The 18,833-nt window shown below is 45.6% G+C and carries 15 protein-coding genes and 2 pseudogenes; 9 read left to right on the forward strand and 8 right to left on the reverse strand.

Features of this window, described 5'->3' with window-relative positions; translation table 11 throughout:
- Nucleotides 1-863 precede the first annotated feature (863 nt).
- The 7 genes from MUB50_RS13570 to dnaA all read right to left on the reverse strand — a co-directional run bounded on the left by MUB50_RS13570 (nucleotide 864) and on the right by dnaA (nucleotide 10,121).
- The gene (locus tag MUB50_RS13570) at nucleotides 864-1,331 is read right to left on the reverse strand and encodes a DUF1002 domain-containing protein (protein ID WP_118516176.1); all 468 of its coding nucleotides are present in this window, start codon (nucleotides 1,329-1,331) and stop codon (nucleotides 864-866) included.
- Between the two features lie 446 nt (nucleotides 1,332-1,777).
- Complete coding sequence (gene rsmA, locus MUB50_RS13575; RefSeq protein WP_118625713.1) at nucleotides 1,778-2,653, reverse strand: 16S rRNA (adenine(1518)-N(6)/adenine(1519)-N(6))-dimethyltransferase RsmA; 876 nt, start codon at nucleotides 2,651-2,653, stop codon at nucleotides 1,778-1,780.
- Between the two features lie 27 nt (nucleotides 2,654-2,680).
- The gene (locus tag MUB50_RS13580) at nucleotides 2,681-5,566 is read right to left on the reverse strand and encodes a hypothetical protein (RefSeq protein WP_147419630.1); all 2,886 of its coding nucleotides are present in this window, start codon (nucleotides 5,564-5,566) and stop codon (nucleotides 2,681-2,683) included.
- Between the two features lie 55 nt (nucleotides 5,567-5,621).
- Nucleotides 5,622-6,713, reverse strand: coding sequence for a DNA replication/repair protein RecF (recF, locus tag MUB50_RS13585; RefSeq protein WP_118625799.1), 1,092 nt, complete (start codon nucleotides 6,711-6,713; stop codon nucleotides 5,622-5,624).
- A gap of 4 nt (nucleotides 6,714-6,717) precedes the next feature.
- Nucleotides 6,718-6,924, reverse strand: coding sequence for an RNA-binding S4 domain-containing protein (locus MUB50_RS13590; protein ID WP_021650164.1), 207 nt, complete (start codon nucleotides 6,922-6,924; stop codon nucleotides 6,718-6,720).
- A 436-nt stretch (nucleotides 6,925-7,360) separates the two neighbouring features.
- Complete coding sequence (gene dnaN / locus MUB50_RS13595; RefSeq protein WP_138276866.1) at nucleotides 7,361-8,476, reverse strand: DNA polymerase III subunit beta; 1,116 nt, start codon at nucleotides 8,474-8,476, stop codon at nucleotides 7,361-7,363.
- A 277-nt stretch (nucleotides 8,477-8,753) separates the two neighbouring features.
- Entirely contained in the window at nucleotides 8,754-10,121 is a 1,368-nt protein-coding gene (gene dnaA / locus MUB50_RS13600) for a chromosomal replication initiator protein DnaA (protein ID WP_118516181.1), read from the reverse strand.
- A 121-nt stretch (nucleotides 10,122-10,242) separates the two neighbouring features.
- Here dnaA and MUB50_RS13605 point away from each other — a divergent pair, with 121 nt between their 5' ends.
- From MUB50_RS13605 to jag, 6 genes are all read left to right on the forward strand, one after another.
- Entirely contained in the window at nucleotides 10,243-10,488 is a 246-nt protein-coding gene (locus tag MUB50_RS13605) for a hypothetical protein (RefSeq protein WP_138276867.1), read from the forward strand.
- A 205-nt stretch (nucleotides 10,489-10,693) separates the two neighbouring features.
- Nucleotides 10,694-10,828 (forward strand): 50S ribosomal protein L34, encoded by a 135-nt coding sequence (gene rpmH / locus MUB50_RS13610; protein ID WP_005423866.1) that lies wholly within the window; start codon nucleotides 10,694-10,696, stop codon nucleotides 10,826-10,828.
- Between the two features lie 82 nt (nucleotides 10,829-10,910).
- The gene (rnpA, locus tag MUB50_RS13615; RefSeq protein ID WP_059086518.1) at nucleotides 10,911-11,273 is read left to right on the forward strand and encodes a ribonuclease P protein component; all 363 of its coding nucleotides are present in this window, start codon (nucleotides 10,911-10,913) and stop codon (nucleotides 11,271-11,273) included.
- On the forward strand, nucleotides 11,251-11,463 hold the full coding sequence (gene yidD, locus MUB50_RS13620; RefSeq protein WP_015526553.1) for a membrane protein insertion efficiency factor YidD: 213 nt from the start codon (nucleotides 11,251-11,253) through the stop codon (nucleotides 11,461-11,463). The genes rnpA and yidD overlap by 23 nt, the downstream gene beginning before the upstream one ends.
- A gap of 86 nt (nucleotides 11,464-11,549) precedes the next feature.
- A complete protein-coding gene (gene yidC, locus MUB50_RS13625) occupies nucleotides 11,550-12,866 on the forward strand; it encodes a membrane protein insertase YidC (protein WP_330590889.1) in 1,317 nt (438 codons plus the stop codon).
- Between the two features lie 21 nt (nucleotides 12,867-12,887).
- Complete coding sequence (gene jag, locus MUB50_RS13630) at nucleotides 12,888-13,895, forward strand: RNA-binding cell elongation regulator Jag/EloR (protein WP_118516184.1); 1,008 nt, start codon at nucleotides 12,888-12,890, stop codon at nucleotides 13,893-13,895.
- 143 nt (nucleotides 13,896-14,038) lie between these two features.
- On the opposite strand, the pseudogene MUB50_RS17245 reads toward jag, so the two are convergent.
- Nucleotides 14,039-14,260, reverse strand: a pseudogene (locus MUB50_RS17245) (DUF6783 domain-containing protein).
- On the opposite strand from MUB50_RS17245, the pseudogene MUB50_RS17250 reads away from it, so the two are divergent.
- The 3 genes and pseudogenes from MUB50_RS17250 to mnmG all read left to right on the forward strand — a co-directional run.
- Nucleotides 14,198-14,335, forward strand: a pseudogene (locus MUB50_RS17250) (DUF6783 domain-containing protein); the annotation flags it as partial. The pseudogenes MUB50_RS17245 and MUB50_RS17250 overlap by 63 nt on opposite strands.
- 176 nt (nucleotides 14,336-14,511) lie before the next feature.
- On the forward strand, nucleotides 14,512-15,888 hold the full coding sequence (gene mnmE, locus MUB50_RS13635; protein ID WP_022427294.1) for a tRNA uridine-5-carboxymethylaminomethyl(34) synthesis GTPase MnmE: 1,377 nt from the start codon (nucleotides 14,512-14,514) through the stop codon (nucleotides 15,886-15,888).
- Nucleotides 15,889-16,791: 903 nt separating this feature from the next.
- The gene (mnmG, locus tag MUB50_RS13640; protein WP_118516185.1) at nucleotides 16,792-18,678 is read left to right on the forward strand and encodes a tRNA uridine-5-carboxymethylaminomethyl(34) synthesis enzyme MnmG; all 1,887 of its coding nucleotides are present in this window, start codon (nucleotides 16,792-16,794) and stop codon (nucleotides 18,676-18,678) included.
- Nucleotides 18,679-18,833: the final 155 nt, after the last annotated feature.

Consider the following 18,833-nt stretch of genomic DNA (forward strand, 5'->3'; position numbering starts at 1 on the left):
CCACACAACCAAAAAAATCCCTCACTCAAAACATCCCCTCAGCAGAAAATACTCCCCTCAATACTACAAATATCCCTAACAAAGGATACAGTTTATACATCCAACATAAATTACCCACACAAGCACCACACAAACTTATCACTCCCATAACCAACGCACAGGACGGACTGCCGGAGGGGCGGCTGCATGGTCGGGACCCGGTGCGTCGGAGTAAGCCGCTGGTCATACTTAGCGCCTGAGGCTTCTGACGGGAAGGTACTCTGCGGCCACAAGCCGCAGAGTAAGCCCCATCTGTCTGAGCCAGGTACGCATCAGCGTACATGGCGAGTTATGGGGCGCCCTGCACGGCAGAAGACTCAGACGCTTAGTATGACCCGGCGAAACGACCGCACCAGGCACGACCATGCAGCCGCCCCTCCGGCAGTCCGTCCGTCCCTCCCCACCCATAAAAAAAAGAGCCCCAAAAAGGCCCAAAAACGAGGAGTGCCCCGGTAGTGGCTTACCGGGGCGATTATTATGAAAAAAATTGTATGTGTAATGATACAGATACACACCATTACAGCGTCTTTCGTAACGTTCTTTCGAACTATCCCTATACTACCAGACAAATATGAACAAACAATGAACATCCCGTAAACAATTAGCGCATTTGCACAATTTTTTCCAAAACAACCTCCAACATTTTATAAAAACACCACATTCACAAACAAAACCAAAGTCCTAAATATTGTACATATTGTACATCTCACACAAACAAACCAACAACAACCCCAACAAAAGAGCCACAACCCTCACCCTCTAACTCAAACTCCATCTAAAACATCATCAAAAACACCATCCAAGGAACCAGCCATCACCGCCCATCACCGCCGTGAAAGCATTCCCTTAATAAACTCAATCGCCTTCTCAAAAATATTCTTCACATCAGACTTCGTAACACCCATATCCTTCAAAGTACTATAAGCATCACTCACATACCCCTTGATCTGATCATCACTCATCTCGATTCCACGGAACTTACTGATAATATTGACCAGAGAACTCTTATCATCCTCATTAAGACTCACCCCAAAATGATCCGCAGCCTCATCGATCCCCTGAGAAATCTCATCATCCGTGATCTGGTTAGAATCAAAAAGTCCCTTCACATAAACAATGATATCCCCAACCTTATCCGGGTCAGAAGCAAGAGACCCAACCTCATTATCCTTCAGGATCTCCTCCGCCTGACTCATAACAGAACCGGAATCAGACGCCATAACCATCATCGGAGATGTACATGAAATAACACCCGCAACAATCAAAGCTGTAAACTTGTTCAATCTTCTCATAATATTCAACCTCCATACGGGCACCAGCCCTTATCAAAAAATTTCCATCAGCCTCATCGACTTCACATTGCCATTTACGGCCCTTTATTACCTTTTACTATCTTTTACTTTTTATTACCTCTTTAACGCCCCTCAGTATACCACACACCCCCACCCCTCTGTAAACCGTAATTTTCCCCAATCCCATCCATACCATTCAGACTATATACATATCGTCAAAAATATATTCACAATATTTTCATATTTTAAACAAACTTTCCTAACATCTCGTCAGTAAAATAGAAAATGTAAATTTTTCATTACTTACTTATGTCTGACACCTCAGACATAACCTCCTTTCTATGACGATATATAGATCCGGACAGGAAACCTCTCCAACATTCCCGTCCGGAAACGCAAAAAGAACCCGGAACAGCTGCCCGGGCTCTTTTTGCGTTTATCATATATTAATTTTTCTCATCATAAATACAGTTGGCAAGCATCGCAAACTGCTCCAGTGTCAGCGCCTCACCCCTGATATTCAGCGGAAGGTTACACCTGTTGAACACATCCTCGATCTCCTCCTTACTCAGGGAAAAATCTCCGGAATTTCTGATACCGTTCACAAGCGTCTTTCTCCTCTGGTTAAAAGATGCACGGATCAGACGGAACATAAGCCCCTCATCCTTCACATCCACCGGCGGCTTCTCATAACGCGTCAGCTTGATCACCGCACTTCCGACCTTCGGCCGCGGCATAAAACAGTTCGGCGGTACATTCGCAACGATCTCCGGCTTCGCATAATACTGCACAGCCAGGGAAAGCGCACCGTAATCCTTGGTACCGGGACCAACCTGCATACGGTCTGCAACCTCCTTCTGCACCATGACAGTGATCGAATCCACAGGAACATTCTTCTCAAAAAGCCCCATGATGATCGGAGTCGTAATGTAATACGGCAGATTCGCAACCACCTTCACAGGCTTACCGCCGTTTTTCTCATCTGCGATCTTTTTGATATCCGTTTTCAGGATATCGTTATTGATCACGGAAACATTATCCCAGTCCTTCAACGTATCCTTAAGGATCGGGATCAGCGAACTGTCAATCTCCACAGCAGCCACCTCTCTGGCAGCCTCCGCAAGATACTGGGTCATAGTTCCGATACCCGGACCGATCTCCAGTATAAAATCATCCTTCGTGATACCCGAAGACTCAATGATCTTTTCCAGAACATGCTCATCGATCAGAAAATTCTGACCAAACCTTTTCTGGAAAACAAAATGATACTTTTGAAGGACTTCAATGGTATATTTCGGGTTACCAAGATAAGGTCTGGCCATATTTTTTACCTCTGCTTTTTCTTATTTTCAGCTGAAATCCTTTTCAAAAAGTACCGTGTAGCCATCACGGTCCACACGCTTCTTGGAACGCTTGAACAATCCGCTCTGAGCTCTCTCCATAGCCTTATCCAGCATGGTCTTCACAGTACCGATGCACATCGGCTGATCCTCCTTCTGGTTGATCCCGATCAGATTATACAGAGCAAGCATGCCCATCTGGTCGATACGGAATCCATTCTCCATGGTATAGACCTTGGCGAAATTAACAAGTTCATCGTTTGTAAATACAGGAATGTTGATCATGGATGTAAACTTCTTCGCAAGCTTCGGATATCTTGCGATCAGCTTACGCATACCAATCTTTTCATCCTCCAGGATCACGATCATTCCCTTTGTGTTTCCGGTCATAGCTTCCTCAAGCTCATCTGCTGTTTCCTGGGAAAGCTGGTTTGCATCCTCGATAACAAGGAAACCGCCGGCAAGCTTGGATACGATCTCCGGAATATCCTTTCCGTTGAGATCATCCGCAAATATATAGGCAACCTTGGAAGCCTCGATATTCAGCTCTTTACAGATTGCCGGGATCAGACTTGAGATCAGTCTCGTCTTACCTGTTTCTCTGCCGCCCATAACGATCACATTTCCGGTCTGGGAGGTCTTGTCTGCTGCGCCCATCTGCACATCGCAGAGTACATCAAGCAGCTGTTCCTTCATTCCGGGAACTGTAACAAAATAGGTGAAAAGCTTCTTCTCTTCCTCTGTGAGCTCTTTCTTTCTGGAAACGATCTTTGTAGGATCCTTCTCCGGATGGATCGTAGCGATAAATTTCTCAAGCTGCTCTTCCTCGCTGAGCTCATCTTCCTCATCGTCCTCTTCCATGGCTTCATCAGAATCATCACCGATGGGACTGCTGATAAAGTCATCCTCGTCATCCTCATCCTGGAAGTTAAAGGCGTCATCACTGTATTCTTCTTCCTCATCAAGAAGATTTTCCTCTTCCGCTGCAGCCACCGGTTCCTCATGATGAAGCTTCGCAGAAGGCTCTGCTGCCGACTTCTGCACCTGCGCCTCAGATTCCAGTGAAGGAATCTCCGGAAGCACATCATCTTCTTCCACCGGCTTCTGTACTCCTGACGGACCATTCAGGAACTCTGCTTCTGCAGCCTGAAGATCCTCCTCAGTAACCGGCTCCTCATCTTCATCAAATACGATATCCGGAATTCTGGTATCGGAAGTCTCCGTTACCTCTTCCTCCTGCTGAGCGGAGATCTGCGCCATGATATCCTCGATATCTGCCGCATCCGGCTCCTCCGGAACAAATTCATCAGCCGCAATATCCAGATCCTCAATACCATCCGGCTCTTCCGTTACGTCGGACTGCTGGACATCCGGAGATTTCTCTTCCTCCGGGATATCGATTCCCTGCTGTGTAGCTGCTGCCAGAATGGTATCCTCCAGGTTAAAGTCTTTATCCTTATCCTTCTCGGACCTGTCACCTACAGATGCCGCAATATCCTCGATACTTCCGAAAATTCCGGACGCATCCGGCATCTCCGCGGAACTGCTTGCATTCTCCGGGTCCACATTGATCATGGACTTCGGGATCTTCAGCTCCGGCATACGGATCGTTGCGGAAAAATCAGGCTTGCCTTCCTCATTGAGCGGAACCCCTGCAGGCTTCTCCTCACTTTCCTCATTTCCGGCAGCCTTCTCCTTCATGATCTCTGCAACACTCTGGGACAAAGACATCTCTGTAGCTTTCTCAGCCTCAGCTTCTTCCGCTTCCTGATAAGCCTCTTCTTCCTCTTTATCCTGCTGTTCCTGAGCCTGCAGCTTCATACTTCCGGATGACAGGTTCTCAACACCTGATGCCAGGGGAATCTCATCCACTTCCTGTCCGGAAAACTCTTCCTGCTCTTCCGAAGGCTCATCACTTCCTTCTGCTGCTTCGATCTCCTCAGAATCTGTAAACTCCTCTGACGGTTCTGCTGCCGCAGCAGTCTCAGCCTCCGGCACTTCAGCCTGTTCCGTCACATCCTCAGAGCCTGTGGAAACCTCTTCCTGCTCTTCATCCTGCGCAGCTTCTTTTTCCTCCATATCCTCTTCCGCGGATTTCTTATGTCCGCCAAAGATATCACGGAATCCCTTGGAAAGCTTCTCCTGGAATGTCTCCGCACTGTTCAGATCCCGCTCATCATCTACCTGGATGGTATCTGTGACCGGTTTTGCCTCCTCATACTCGCCGGATGCTTCCTTGCTCTCCCTGATCTCCTGCGCCTTTTCCGGCGGGATCAGCTTCGGGATAAAACGCTGCTCGTATTTCTCTTTCTCTTCGCCAGTGAGAACACCCATCCGCTGTTTCAGGTCAAGGGCCTTTATCACATAAGTTCCGTCATTGAACCAAAGGATCATCTCATTGCAGAGATCCAGGCACTTCTGCTTGTCTCCTGCCTTGTAATAGAGCTTGGCCAGCTCATAGGACCAGCGCTCCGTAAATTCCTTCTCCTTATATTCCTCAAGAATACGGATCTGCTCATTCAGAGATGCATTCTTCGCTCTGGCGATCTTATATTTCAGTATATACTGGCTGTTATCATTACCTGCCACTTCTCTGTATTCATCAAAGAATTCTGTGGCTTCACTGATCTGTCCCATTTTCAGGGAAACCTCAATCAGACGGTAAAGTATGTTCTTGCCGATCGGCGCTCTGTGGTAGGCAAGAAGAAAAATTTCCTTGCTCTCTTCATAACGCTTGTTGGCCGCGTAGATCTCGCCCACTACACAAAGGGTACGGACGTTTTTCACACGACGCCAGTCAATACTGTCAACAATCTGCATGGCGCCTTTGTAATCCTGGGTCTCGACCAGCTTATTGATCTGTCCCAGCTTAACGCGAAACTCCTCTTTATCCAAAATATTCACCAACTTTCCATAATCAGAATCAGTTTACCATATGCATACGGGCTTGTCAAAACCCTTTAGGCATATAAACATGCCCCTTTACCACCTGAAAAACCCTGTTGATCTTGAACTGATGGCTGACAAAATCATCCAGTCCTGTACAGGTGATCAGAGTCTGTATATCGTGGATGCTTTCCAGCAGATATGTCTGCCTGCTGCTATCCAGCTCTGAAAGAACATCATCCAGCAGAAGCACCGGTGTATCCCGGATCTTTTTCTTCACCAGATAGATCTCCGAAAGCTTCAGAGAAAGAGCTGCAGTCCTCTGCTGCCCCTGGGAACCATACCTCCGGATGTCGATCCCGTTGACTTTTACGCAGAAATCATCTCTGTGCGGTCCCACAGAGGTCAGCTTCATCCGAAGATCCCGCTCCCGGTTCCTGGAAAGCTTATCCTCAAACTCCGCCGCCGTAACACTTGGCTCGTACAGGATCTCCAGCTCCTCGATCCCGCCGGTAAGGCCTTTATGGAGCCCCCTTGCGATCTCGTTAAGCTCCTCCACAAAGGCTTCCCGCTTCCCGATGATCTTCTTTCCGTAATCGACCATCTGCATATCCCAGACATCCAGGGTACTTTTCAGCCCGGGGTTCATATAACAGTCTTTGAGAAGACGGTTTCTCTGGTTCACGATATGGTTGTAGCCGGCCAGCTCCGTGATATAAACACCATCCAGCTGACAAAGCTCCGAATCCAGAAAACGTCTTCTCTCTCCCGGTCCATCCTTGATAATATTAAGATCCTCCGGAGAAAAAAACACCAGATTCACCACCCCCAGCAGCTCCCTTGCCTTGCGGATCGGCAGCCCGTTGATGGCAACTCCCTTTGCTTTGTTTTTCCGGAGGTGCATGTCTATTTTGTATGAAAGCTCGCCCTTCTTCACCATCATTCGGATATGGGATTCCTCATTCTTAAAGCGGATCATCTCCCGGTCCTTGCTTCCCTTGTGGGATTTGCTGGTACCTGCCAGATAAACCGCCTCCAGGATATTGGTCTTTCCCTGGGCATTGTCGCCGTAGAGAATATTGGTGCCCTGATCAAAATTCATCTCCAGCGACTCATAATTCCTGAAATTATTCAGTCTGATGGATTCAATGTACATTCCTTCACCCAATCACATAAATATCTTTTCCATCGTAGGAAATGGTATCTCCAGGATGGATCTTGCGGCCACGGCGGTTCTCCACCTCACCGTTCACCAGTACCAGACCATCATTGATGGCATATTTCGCCTCAACGCCGTCCTCCACAACACCGGCCAGCTTCAGCGCCTGGCCAAGCTTGATAAATTCGTCTTTAATTCTGATCTCCAATTTTTTCTCCTCTTATCTCCGGGGATATTTTCTCCGTCAGATCAATCTTTTCTGATCTCCTGGCGGTATTTAACCGCATCAGGTAAGTCCTCTGCTTCAATCGTGGATATCCGTTTGAAAATCCCCCAATACAAATTTCACCGGAAGGTGGTAATTTAAATACCCCCTTCCAGTAGTTTACACACGAAACACTTCTCAGAACACGATCGCATTCCCATATAAAATCGGTCAAAAACGGTCACTCATTTTAGGTGTACCTGTTTCTGTCAATCCTGATACCAGCCGTCAGGCTGTACGCACCATACGGACACTTACATATCCTGGCTATCGATATCAATTCTGTTCACAGCTTCAAGTATGTGCGTCTCACACGTACACCCGCACTCCCGAAGCTGCCGCGCCACCTCTTGTCCCTTATTTCTTATATACCCAGGTTTTATCTGGCCTGATTCTGGTTGATATTTACAGGAAGGATCAGGTAAGTATAGTTCTCCTCATCGTCACGGATAAAGCACGGGGCCTTCGGATTTACAAGATAGATCGTCACGGTTTCATCATCAATAACACGAAGAGCATCGATCAGGAATTTCGGGTTGAAGCCGATCATGATATCCTTACCCTCTTTTTCAATATCGATCTCCTCATTCATGGAACCCATTGCAGAATCAATGCGCAGCTCCATATCATCATCTGTGATGTTGATGATGATCGGTTTTTTGTCAACCTCACGTACCAGAAGTGTGGCACGGTCGATACAATCCAGGAACTCTTTTTTGTTGATCTTCAGTTTTGTCTCATAATCACTGGAAAGCATCTGGTCAATTCTGAAATATTCTCCCTCGATCAGTCTGGAAACTACCATAGTCTGATCAAATTCAAATAAAATATGGTTTTTTGTGAAGTAAATGCTGACCTGATCATTCACCTCTCCGGAAAGGATCTTGCTGACCTCGCTTAAAGTTTTGCCCGGAACTACCACCTTACGGTCAGAATAATCTTTCTTAAGGGGCATTTTTCGGATAGCGATACGGTGTCCATCCAGAGAAACTACCTTCAGACAGTTATTTTTGATCTCAAAAAGTTCACCGGTCATAAGCTTATTGTTCTCATTTACAGCAATAGAAAAAATAGTCTGGCGGATCATTTCTTTCAGTGTGTACTGAGAGATCGTCAGTGGTTCATCCTTTTCGATCATCGGTAAATAAGCAAAATCTTCTCCTGATTTTCCGGGGATATTGAATTTTGCTTTTTCACAGGTAATGGTTGCTGCATATTTATCATCAGTTTTAATGGTAATATCATTATCCGGAAGTCGTCTGATGATTTCATAGAAGATTTTTGCATCAAGAGCAACTTTACCTTTTTCTTCAATAATACCCTCAACGATAGTTTCAATTCCCAGCTCCATATCGTTGGTGGTAAATTTGATCTGGTTTGTGGTTGCATCCATAAGAATACATTCCAGGATCGGCATTGTGGTTTTTGATGGAACTGCTTTAAGTGCGATACTTACACTTTTTAACAGACTTGATTTGGAGCAGATGATTTTCATAGTGTGTATAACTCCCTTTCTGAACAAATTGTGGTTTTTATAAATATATTTATAGAAAAAATCCGCCGTAACAGCCGTAGGGGGCCAGATTTTGTGAAAAACTCCCGCAGGCCTGATGTTTTCAGGGGTTTTCCGTTGGGATAACTTTGTGTAAAAGTGGTAGTTTCGCATGTGAATAAACCGGGGATAAAATTACCGCCGCGTTTTGGCAAAAAAGTTGTACACATCTCTCCACATACAATCAACACGTTATACACCAGTAATGTGGAAAACTTCCCTAACCTTGTGGATTAATCTTCTTTTTCAATATATCAATGGTATTTTTTAAGTTATCGTCGTTCTGCAATTCGTTTTCGATCTTTTCAATACCGTGCATAACGGTGGTATGGTCACGGTTTCCGAGAGCTTTTCCGATATTTTTCAAAGGTGTGGATATGATCTCACGGCAGAGATACATGGAAACCTGGCGGGGCATGACGATTTTGGAGTTTCGTTTGTTTCCGCTTAAGTCCGCAGGTGTGACTCCGTAATGCTCTGCAACAACGGAGATGATGTATTCCGGTGTGATCACTTTTTTCTCATCCGGAGAAATAATATCCTTCAGTGCCTGCTCTGCCAGCTCCAGAGTTACTTCCTTTTTTTCAAGCTTGGCTCCGGCCATGACCTTGTTGAAGGCACCTTCCAGCTCACGGATATTGGATTTGATATTGGTAGCGATATATTTGATAACATCTTCACTGATGCTGTAGCCGTTCATTTCTTCATTTTTATGAAGGATCGCCATTCGGGTTTCGTAGTCAGGCAGCGTGATATCTGCGATCAGACCCCACTCGAACCGGGAACGGAAGCGCTCTTCCAGGATTTCCATATCCTTTGGTGGTTTATCAGAGGATATGATGATCTGCTTTTTGGCACTGTGAAGACTATTAAATGTATGGAAAAATTCCTCCTGTGTGGATTCTTTTCCTATAATAAACTGAATATCATCGACGAGAAGAACGTCGATATTTCTGTATTTTTCACGGAATTTACTCATTGCCGTGTTATTTCCGTTTCGGATGGTTTCGATCAGCTCGTTGGTAAATTCCTCACTGGTTACATACAAAACACGGCTGTTTTCGTCGTGTTCCAGAATGAAATGAGCGATGGAATGCATAAGATGCGTCTTACCAAGACCGGCTCCGCCATAGATAAACAGTGGATTGTAGGTATCTCCCGGTGATTCGGCAACTGCAAGAGCTGCGGCCTGGGCGAATTTGTTATTACTTCCTACAACGAAGGTGTCGAAGGTGTATTTTGGATTTAAATGCGCCTCTTCGTAACGTGTATCCTGAACCTGTTTATCATAAGAAGTGTTTTTTTCTGTTTTTTTGGGGAGATCTTTTTCCAGAACGAAGCGAACCTCGCATTCTTCCATGCCTGTCAGTACACAGATAGTAACCTGGAGAGGTATTTTGTAGCGTTTACTGATGTAATTGACTCCGATCGCTGCCTGCTCAGAGGGAACAACCACTGTTATCAGCTTTCCGTCAACCTCATAAACTTTCAGCGGCTTGAGCCAGGTATTAAAAGGGACATCAGTCACCTCATATTCAGATTTGACAGTTTGCAGGATCTCCTCCCATTTTTCAATAACAGCGTCCATTTTTTCCTCCCATGAGTATTATAATAACCCCAGTCTGCGACTGGAGATAGATATCCTTTTATATATTACAATGAAAATGGGGTTTTCGCAATGGAAAATCCTTGAGATTTTGGGGAAAAGAATGTGGATAATGTGGGGAAATTACTGTGGATTAGGGTGGATTATTGTGGATAAGAGTCCTGTAGGTTTCCATAAGTCGAGAATTGGTGGAAAATGTGGAAGAATTATGTGTATAAAAAAATCCACCTTAAAAATACCGCAAATAAAGGTTTTTTTTGAAAACGATGTGAACAAACCCTCCGAAAAAGTGGATAGATTTCCGGTCAATCCACAAGTTATCCACAAGTTATCCACAAAATGTGGATAATGTTACGTAAACCATAAGAGCTTTCCACATAAGAGAAAAAAATAAATACCGTAAGGTGGGGGTATTTTACAGAACCCTTGATTTTATCGGGTTTTTTGCAATTTTTACTTGACGAAAAGGAGGTTTATTTATATAATTGAAACGATGTTCTGAATGATAAGTTATTTCATAACAATTAAAAATAGATAAAGGAGGTGCTTTACCTATGAAGATGACATTTCAGCCAAAAAAGAGATCCAGAGCTAAGGTTCACGGCTTCAGAGCTCGCATGAGCACAAAGGGCGGACGTAAAGTATTAGCTGCAAGAAGATTAAAAGGAAGAAAACAGTTATCAGCATAAGCTGCAAGACCGCATTTATGTGGTCTTTTCTTCTATCCGGAGAAATATCCGCGCAGGCGGAATCTAATTAAGGAGGATTCGTTTGATCAGATCAGAGTCCTTAAAGAAAAATCAAGATTTTAAAGTTGTATATCAGAACGGAACATCGTACGCAAATCGGCTTCTGGTGATGTACGTGCTGAAGAATCAGCACATGAAGAATCGTCTGGGAATATCAGTAAGCAAAAAAGTAGGGAACAGTGTGGTTCGCCACAGACTCACCAGATTGATCAGAGAAAGCTATCGTCTCAACGAAACAGATTTTGACAGTAACCTTGATATTGTAGTAGTAGTGAGAGCCGCAGCCAAGGGCAAGAGCTTTCACGAGATCGAGAGTGCTTTTCTGCATCTTGCAAGAAAGCATCATATAACAGGGAACGAACATGATAAAGAAATTTCTGATTAAGATGATAAGGCTCTATCAAAAATATATATCGCCGATGAAGAGAACGAAATGTCCTTATATTCCCACATGTTCTCAATATGGTTTGGAAGCAATCGAAAAATATGGCGCGTTTAAGGGCAGTCTTCTTGCGGCATGGAGGATTCTGCGATGCAATCCTTTTTCCCATGGAGGCTATGACCCTGTGCCATGAATTATTTTGTGACTGTTCAGCCTTTTCCCGGGCAGAGCAGTTACCGGACTTTTACAATTGAATAAGAAGTCTAGGAGGAAATGAATTTGGAACTGTTTTTAGCAACAAAAACCGGAACTCCTATTATCGGACAGATCGCGTCTGTGATGGGATGGATCATGGATGGCATATATAAGATGCTTGACGGCCTGTTCGGAATCCAGAACATTGGTCTTTGTATCATTATCTTCAGTATTCTTATCTTTGCCTTTATGACACCGCTGCAGATCAAGCAGCAGAAATTCTCCAAGTTAAGTGCGATCATGCAGCCCGAGATTCAGAAGATCCAGAAGAAATATCAGGGTAAAAAGGATCAGGACTCCATGATGAAAATGAACGAAGAAACCCAGGCTGTTTATCAGAAATATGGTGTTTCTCCAACCGGTAGCTGTGTACAGTTAGCCATTCAGATGCCTATTCTGTTTGCTCTGTATCAGGTTATCTATCGGATTCCTGCTTACGTTGGAAGTGTAAAGAACATTTTTACTGGTGTAGTTGACAACCTGGTAGCTGTAAACGGATACACAGATATCCTGCAGCAGTTTATCACAGACCATTCCATGACACGAGTACGTCTCGTTATGGACAGTGCCGGAAATGCTACAAGTAACTCTATTGTTGATTTTCTGTATGCACTTTCTCCTTCCCAGTGGAAAGAGCTGGCACAGATGGATCAGTTTTCAGGATTTTCTGATGCGATCGCAAAAGCATCCGGCAATATTTCCAAGATGCAGGGCTTCTGTGGCCTGAATATCGCAGACCAGCCGCTGTATTATATCATGGAATTCTTCAAAAATCATGGTTCTCTGTTACTTGCGATCGTAGCACTTCTGATCCCGGTTCTTGCATGGGCAACTCAGATGCTGAACCTGAAGCTTATGCCACAGGCTGCAACACAGCAGGCAGACGGAAATGATCAGGCCAGCGCAATGGCAAACTCCATGAAAACCATGAACATGGTTATGCCTCTGATGTCTGCATTCTTCTGTTTCACATTCCCGGTTGGTCTTGGTATCTACTGGATCGCCAGTGCTGTCGTTCGAAGTGCCCAGCAGTTTGCGATCAATCGTCATCTTGATAAGATGAACATTGATGATCTGGTTAATGAGAATATGAAGAAGATCGAAGCGAAGCGTGCGAAGGAAGGACTTCCGCCGCAGAAGATCACCAATCAGGCTCATCAGTCCGCCAAGAATATCAATAAACCTGTGATCAATAAGGGTAACAGCGGAAACAACGGTGCTTCAGACAGAGCACAGAAGGTTGATACTGCTTATGAGAAGGCAAGAAGTGCAAAACCGGGCAGCATCACAGCCAAAGCAAATCTCGTAAGAGACTTTGATGAGAGAAATAAGAAGAAATAATCAGGAACGGAGGGGTTCGTAATGGAGGATTACATTCAGTTTTCAGCAAAAACAAAGAATGAAGCTATCACAAAAGCGTGTCTTGAGCTTGGAACTTCCAGTGACCAGCTTGATATTCAGGTTATCAGTGAAGGCAGCTCCGGATTCTTCGGAATCGGCAGCAAACCTGCCGTGATCAAAGTTCGCAGAATCGAGCCAGTTTCTGATATGCAGGAGATCGATGAACTGGTAGAGTCCGTGAAACTGGACGCTATCAAAGAAGAGAAGAAATTAGAAAAGCCTTTTACTCCGGATGTAAAGAAAGAATCTGCACCGAAAGCAGCTCCTGCAGAGGAGAAGAAGCCGGTGAAGAAAGAAGCTATACAGGTGGAGAAGGCATCCGAAGAAGCACCTGCAAAGGCAGCAGCACCAAAGGAAAGACCTGCAAGGGATTTCCAGGGCAAAGCAAAGCCTGCACGTGAGAAACAGCCAAGAGCTCCAAAGGAGCGTCAGCCGAAGGAAACACGTGAGAGAGCACCGAAGCAGGGCAGACCGGTAGAGATCCTCAGCGATCCGGAGAAGATCAGAGAGGTTGAGGAGAGAGCAGTCGTATTTCTTCGTGACGTATTCGGCTCCATGGATCTTGGAGAAGTGGAGATCACATCGAAATATAACACTGCAGACGGTTCTCTGGATGTGGATTTTGAAGGTGAGGATATGGGTATCCTCATCGGAAAAAGAGGCCAGACACTGGATTCTCTTCAGTATCTGACAAGCCTTGTGGTAAACAAAGGCGAGTCTACCTACATTCGTGTAAAACTCGATACCGAGGACTACAGACGCCGTCGTAAGGAAACTCTGGAGAACCTTGCAAGAGGAATCGCCTTCAAGGTAAAGAAAACCAGAAAACCGGTAGTTCTGGAACCGATGAATCCGTACGAAAGAAGGATCATCCATGCATCTCTGCAGGGCAACCGCTATGTAGAGACAGTCAGTGAGGGAGAAGAACCTTACAGACATGTAGTAGTAAAACTGAAACGCAATAATTGATGATCCACCGGTAAAGCTGTAAGCCGTATCCCGGAGCGTAAGCTCCGAGGGTACGGCTTTTTTTTAGCAGATATGCTCAGATGTGCAATTCATCTCACCACCTGAAGAGGTGGGAGAATTCTTGCTACATTTGTTAAAAATTATCATTGCAATCTCCGCAACAATTCTTTATAATCATTGAAGAGCAAATAATAAAAGATATTTCTGCAGCGGAAATCCGGAACGCAGAGATTAGAGCGTGTTTGAAAAAGCATTCCCGCAATCTGCACGCCCCACTTTGCGGTATATTTTGCCCGAATTCAGTTGCCGTAGCCCGCTACGGCGCCTTCATCCGGACAAAATCTCCCACAAATTGTGACGCACATCTTGCAGAAAGCCTTTTTCAAACACGCTCTAGCATTATAAATATGGAAACTGACAGAAGATGTTATTCTAGGTGAAAGCGTGAATAACACGTGTTTTTTGCGTGTAAAAAGCTTTTCCGGAGTAACATTTTTGCGTTTAAGCGTTTAACCGGATGCTTTTATCTGCTGGACCAGGATAAACGGTATGGCAGCTATCAGCTGCAGTGTTATATAGCGGATGCTTTTATCCGTTTGATAAAGGAGAATGAAAAATGGAAGAGACAACGATTGCTGCGATTTCCACAGCCATGAGCGCATCGGGAATCGGGATCGTCAGGATCAGTGGCCCGGAGGCTTTTGAGATCGCATCCGGAGTATACCGTTCCAAGGGTGGAAAAAAATCTCTGAAAAACGTCCCAAGCCACACCATTCATTATGGATATATTTATGATAACGAAGAAATGGTAGACGAAGTGCTGGTCATGGCCATGCGCGGACCACGGACATACACAGGAGAAGATACCATAGAAATTGACTGCCACGGCGGCGTTTTAGCCATGAAAAAGGTACTTGAAACTGTGCTGAAAAACGGAGCCATTATTGCCGAGCCGGGAGAATTTACCAAGCGTGCATTTCTCAATGGAAGGATCGATCTTTCCCAGGCGGAGGCCGTTATGGATGTGATACAGTCCAAAAACGAGTACTCATTAAAGAATTCTGTAGGACAATTAAAAGGTTCAGTCCGAAAAACAGTACAACAGATCAGGGAAAAACTACTGTACCATATAGCGTACATCGAATCGGCATTAGATGATCCGGAGCACTATGATCTGACAGGATATTCGGAAGAATTAGAACAGATCGTGGCAGAAGAAAAAGAAAAAATACAGAACCTGTTAAAAACAGCCGGAGACGGAAAGATCATACAGGAAGGTATCCGGACCGTGATCCTGGGCAAGCCGAACGCAGGGAAATCTTCTCTGCTGAACCTGCTTCTGGGAGAAGACAGAGCCATCGTGACCGATATCGCAGGAACCACCAGAGACGTACTGGAAGAGTATATCAACCTGCATGGGATCACATTAAAGATCGCTGACACAGCCGGAATTCGCCAGACAGAAGACATCGTAGAGAAAATCGGCGTATCCAAAGCCAAAGAAATGGCAGCAGACGCAGACCTGATCCTCTATGTCGTAGATTCCTCCGTACCGTTAGATGAAAACGACGAAGAAATCATAAAAATTTTGCAAGAGAAAAAGACGATTGTCCTCTACAGTAAGACAGACCTTGAATCTGCTATAGATATAGAGGATTTAAAGAGCAGAATAAACCAGCCGGTGATCCCAATCTCCGCAAAAGAAGAAACCGGGATCACAGATCTGGAAGAAAAAATCCGGGAAATGTTCTTCAGTGGGGAGATTGACTTCAATGATGAAGTCTACATCACCAATGAACGCCACAGACAGGAGCTTTTAAAAGCACAGGAAAGTCTTTCTCTGGTAGAAAATAGCATAGAAAGCGGAATGCCGGAGGATTTTTATTCCATAGACCTGACAGATGCATACGAAAGTCTGGGACGGATTCTGGGAGAATCACTTGGGGAAGACCTTGTTAATGAGATATTTTCTAAATTTTGTATGGGGAAATAATAAGCGCATAGGCTGCGGAGGCCCCGGCTGTATATGCCGCATAGATTGCGGGGATCTGGCCGTGTATGCCGCATAGATTGCGGAATTCCGGCCGTATAGTCGCATAGACTGCGGAGATCTGGCCGTATATGGCACATGGATTGTGGAATTCCGGCCGTATAACCGCATGGATTGCGAAAGCTCGGCTGTGTATGCCACATGGATTGCGGAACCCCGCAGAGGGTAGGATCACATTGGAATGTGAGAAAACCGCAAAGGGGCGCAAGGCCGCGCCCCTCTGCACACCCCTGGGCCTTTTTTTATATAGTGCAGCGGTTGTGGAATGCTGAAAGATACTAACTTATGCCTGTGTGCTTCTGTATTGGCAATTCAACACTGAGCCGAAATGTGGCAGACGGAAGCAGGAACAACCCCGCAGATGTGCACCGCACATCGAGAACCTCGTTACAGTTCCATCACAACAATCGGCACAACGTTCCGCATCCAACACCGAAGCATATAGACAAAAGTCAACACCGCACCCCACACCACAACCCAAGAACTCAAAACTCCCTCGGCACAACGTTCCACATCCAATACCGAAGCATACAGACAAAAGTCAACACCGTATCACACACCACAACCCAAGAACTCAAAACCCCTTCGGCACAACGTTCCACATCCAATACCGAAGCATACAGACAAAAGTCAACACCGTATCACACACCACAACCCAAGAACTCTTAAAAAAAAGCCCGAGGGGTGTGCAGAGGGGCCGTGGCTTTACGGCCCCTTTGCGGTTTTTCCACAGCTTCCCAAAGCAAAAAAACCAGGCCCTCTGCCAAGAAAATAAAAACAAAACCAAAACCCAATCACACAATAAACAAAGAAAAAGAATAAGAAAAAAAATAAAGGAGAAAAAGCATGAAAAATCTGGAACAGTTTTTCGACATCATAGTAGTAGGCGCCGGCCACGCAGGCTGCGAAGCATCACTGGCATGCGCCCGCTTAGGACTCAACACAGTCATGTTCACAGTCAGCGTAGACAGCATCGCCCTTATGCCCTGCAACCCCAACGTAGGCGGCAGCTCCAAAGGGCATCTCGTCCGCGAGCTGGATGCTCTCGGTGGAGAAATGGGTAAAAATATAGACAAAACCTTCATCCAGTCCAAAATGCTCAACCAGTCCAAAGGTCCTGCAGTCCATTCCCTTCGTGCACAGGCCGATAAACAGGCCTACAGCACACAAATGAGAAAGACACTGGAAAATACAGAGAACTTAACCATCCGCCAGGGCGAAGTGACCGAACTGCTGGTAGAAGACGGGCACATCACCGGTGTAAAAACCTTCTCAGGAGCCACCTACCACGCAAAAGCTGTAGTCCTCTGTACAGGAACCTACCTCAAGGCCCGCTGCATTTACGGTGACGTCAGCAACTATACGGGACCGAACGGCCTTCAGGCAGCCAATTACCTTACGGATTCCCTGAAAAAGCTGGGGATCGAAATGTTCCGTTTCAAAACAGGAACTCCGGCCAGAATCGCCGGAAACACCATTGATTATTCTAAGATGGAAGAGCAGTTCGGAGATGAAAGAGTCGTACCGTTTTCTTTTTCCACAGACCCGGAATCCGTACAGATCGAGCAGAAATCCTGCTGGCTGACCTATACAAATGAAAAAACACACGAGATCATCCGTGCAAATCTGGACAGATCCCCCCTTTATTCCGGAATGATCGAAGGAACCGGACCACGTTACTGTCCGTCTATCGAAGATAAAGTAGTCCGTTTTGCAGATAAAAAACGTCATCAGGTATTTATCGAACCGGAAGGTCTTTACACAAATGAAATGTACATCGGCGGAATGTCCAGCTCCCTGCCGGAGGATGTTCAGTACGAGATGTACCATTCTGTACCAGGTCTGGAGAACGCCAAGATTGTAAAAAATGCCTACGCTATTGAGTATGACTGCATCAATCCGCGCCAGCTCTATCCCACACTGGAATTCAAAAAGATCAAGGGCCTTTTCAGCGGCGGACAGTTTAACGGAAGCTCCGGATATGAGGAAGCAGCCGCTCAGGGCCTCATAGCGGGAATTAATGCGGCTATGGAGGTAAAAGGCCGGGAACAGCTGATTTTGGACCGCTCAGAGGCATATATCGGCGTTCTCATCGATGATCTGGTAACAAAGGAGAACCATGAGCCATACCGAATGATGACAAGCCGTGCTGAGTACCGTCTGCTCCTCCGACAGGACAACGCAGATCTCCGCCTTCGCAAAAAAGGCTGGGAGGTCGGCCTGATCGATGATGAGACATACCATAAATTACAGGAAAAAGAGCGCCGGATCCAGGAAGAGATCGAGAGAGTGGAACATGCAACCGTAGGTGGTTCTGCAGAGGTACAGAGCCTTCTGGAATCTCTGAACAGTACCCTTCTGAAATCCGGAACCACCATTGCAGAGCTGATCCGTCGGCCGGAGCTTAACTATAAGGTGCTTGCACCCATTGATAAAGAAAGACCGGAGCTTCCGGAAGATGTATGTGAGCAGGTAGAGATCAACATCAAATATGATGGCTATATCCGCCGCCAGATGAAGCAGGTAGAGCAGTTTAAGAAACTGGAGCAGAAAAAGCTTCCGGAAGACATTGATTACGAAGATGTAGGAAGCCTCCGCATTGAGGCACGCCAGAAGCTGGAAGCCTACAGACCGGTGTCCATCGGCCAGGCGTCCCGTATCTCCGGTGTATCCCCGGCTGACATTTCCGTGCTTCTTGTATATCTGGAAAGCAGATCCGGACACAAACACTGATAATACAAAGAATAACAGCAACTATTCAGAAGGCAGGCATTTTGGCACGTTTTTTTGCCAAAATCCCGAGACATATAAGGCAAAATGATATCACCGAAGGTGATTTGGAATGCATTTTGACTCGTAACTGTGAGGGTACTGAACAGTTACGAATA

It is taken from the genome of Blautia sp. NSJ-140 (assembly GCF_022868965.1).
Taxonomy (GTDB): domain Bacteria; phylum Bacillota; class Clostridia; order Lachnospirales; family Lachnospiraceae; genus Blautia_A.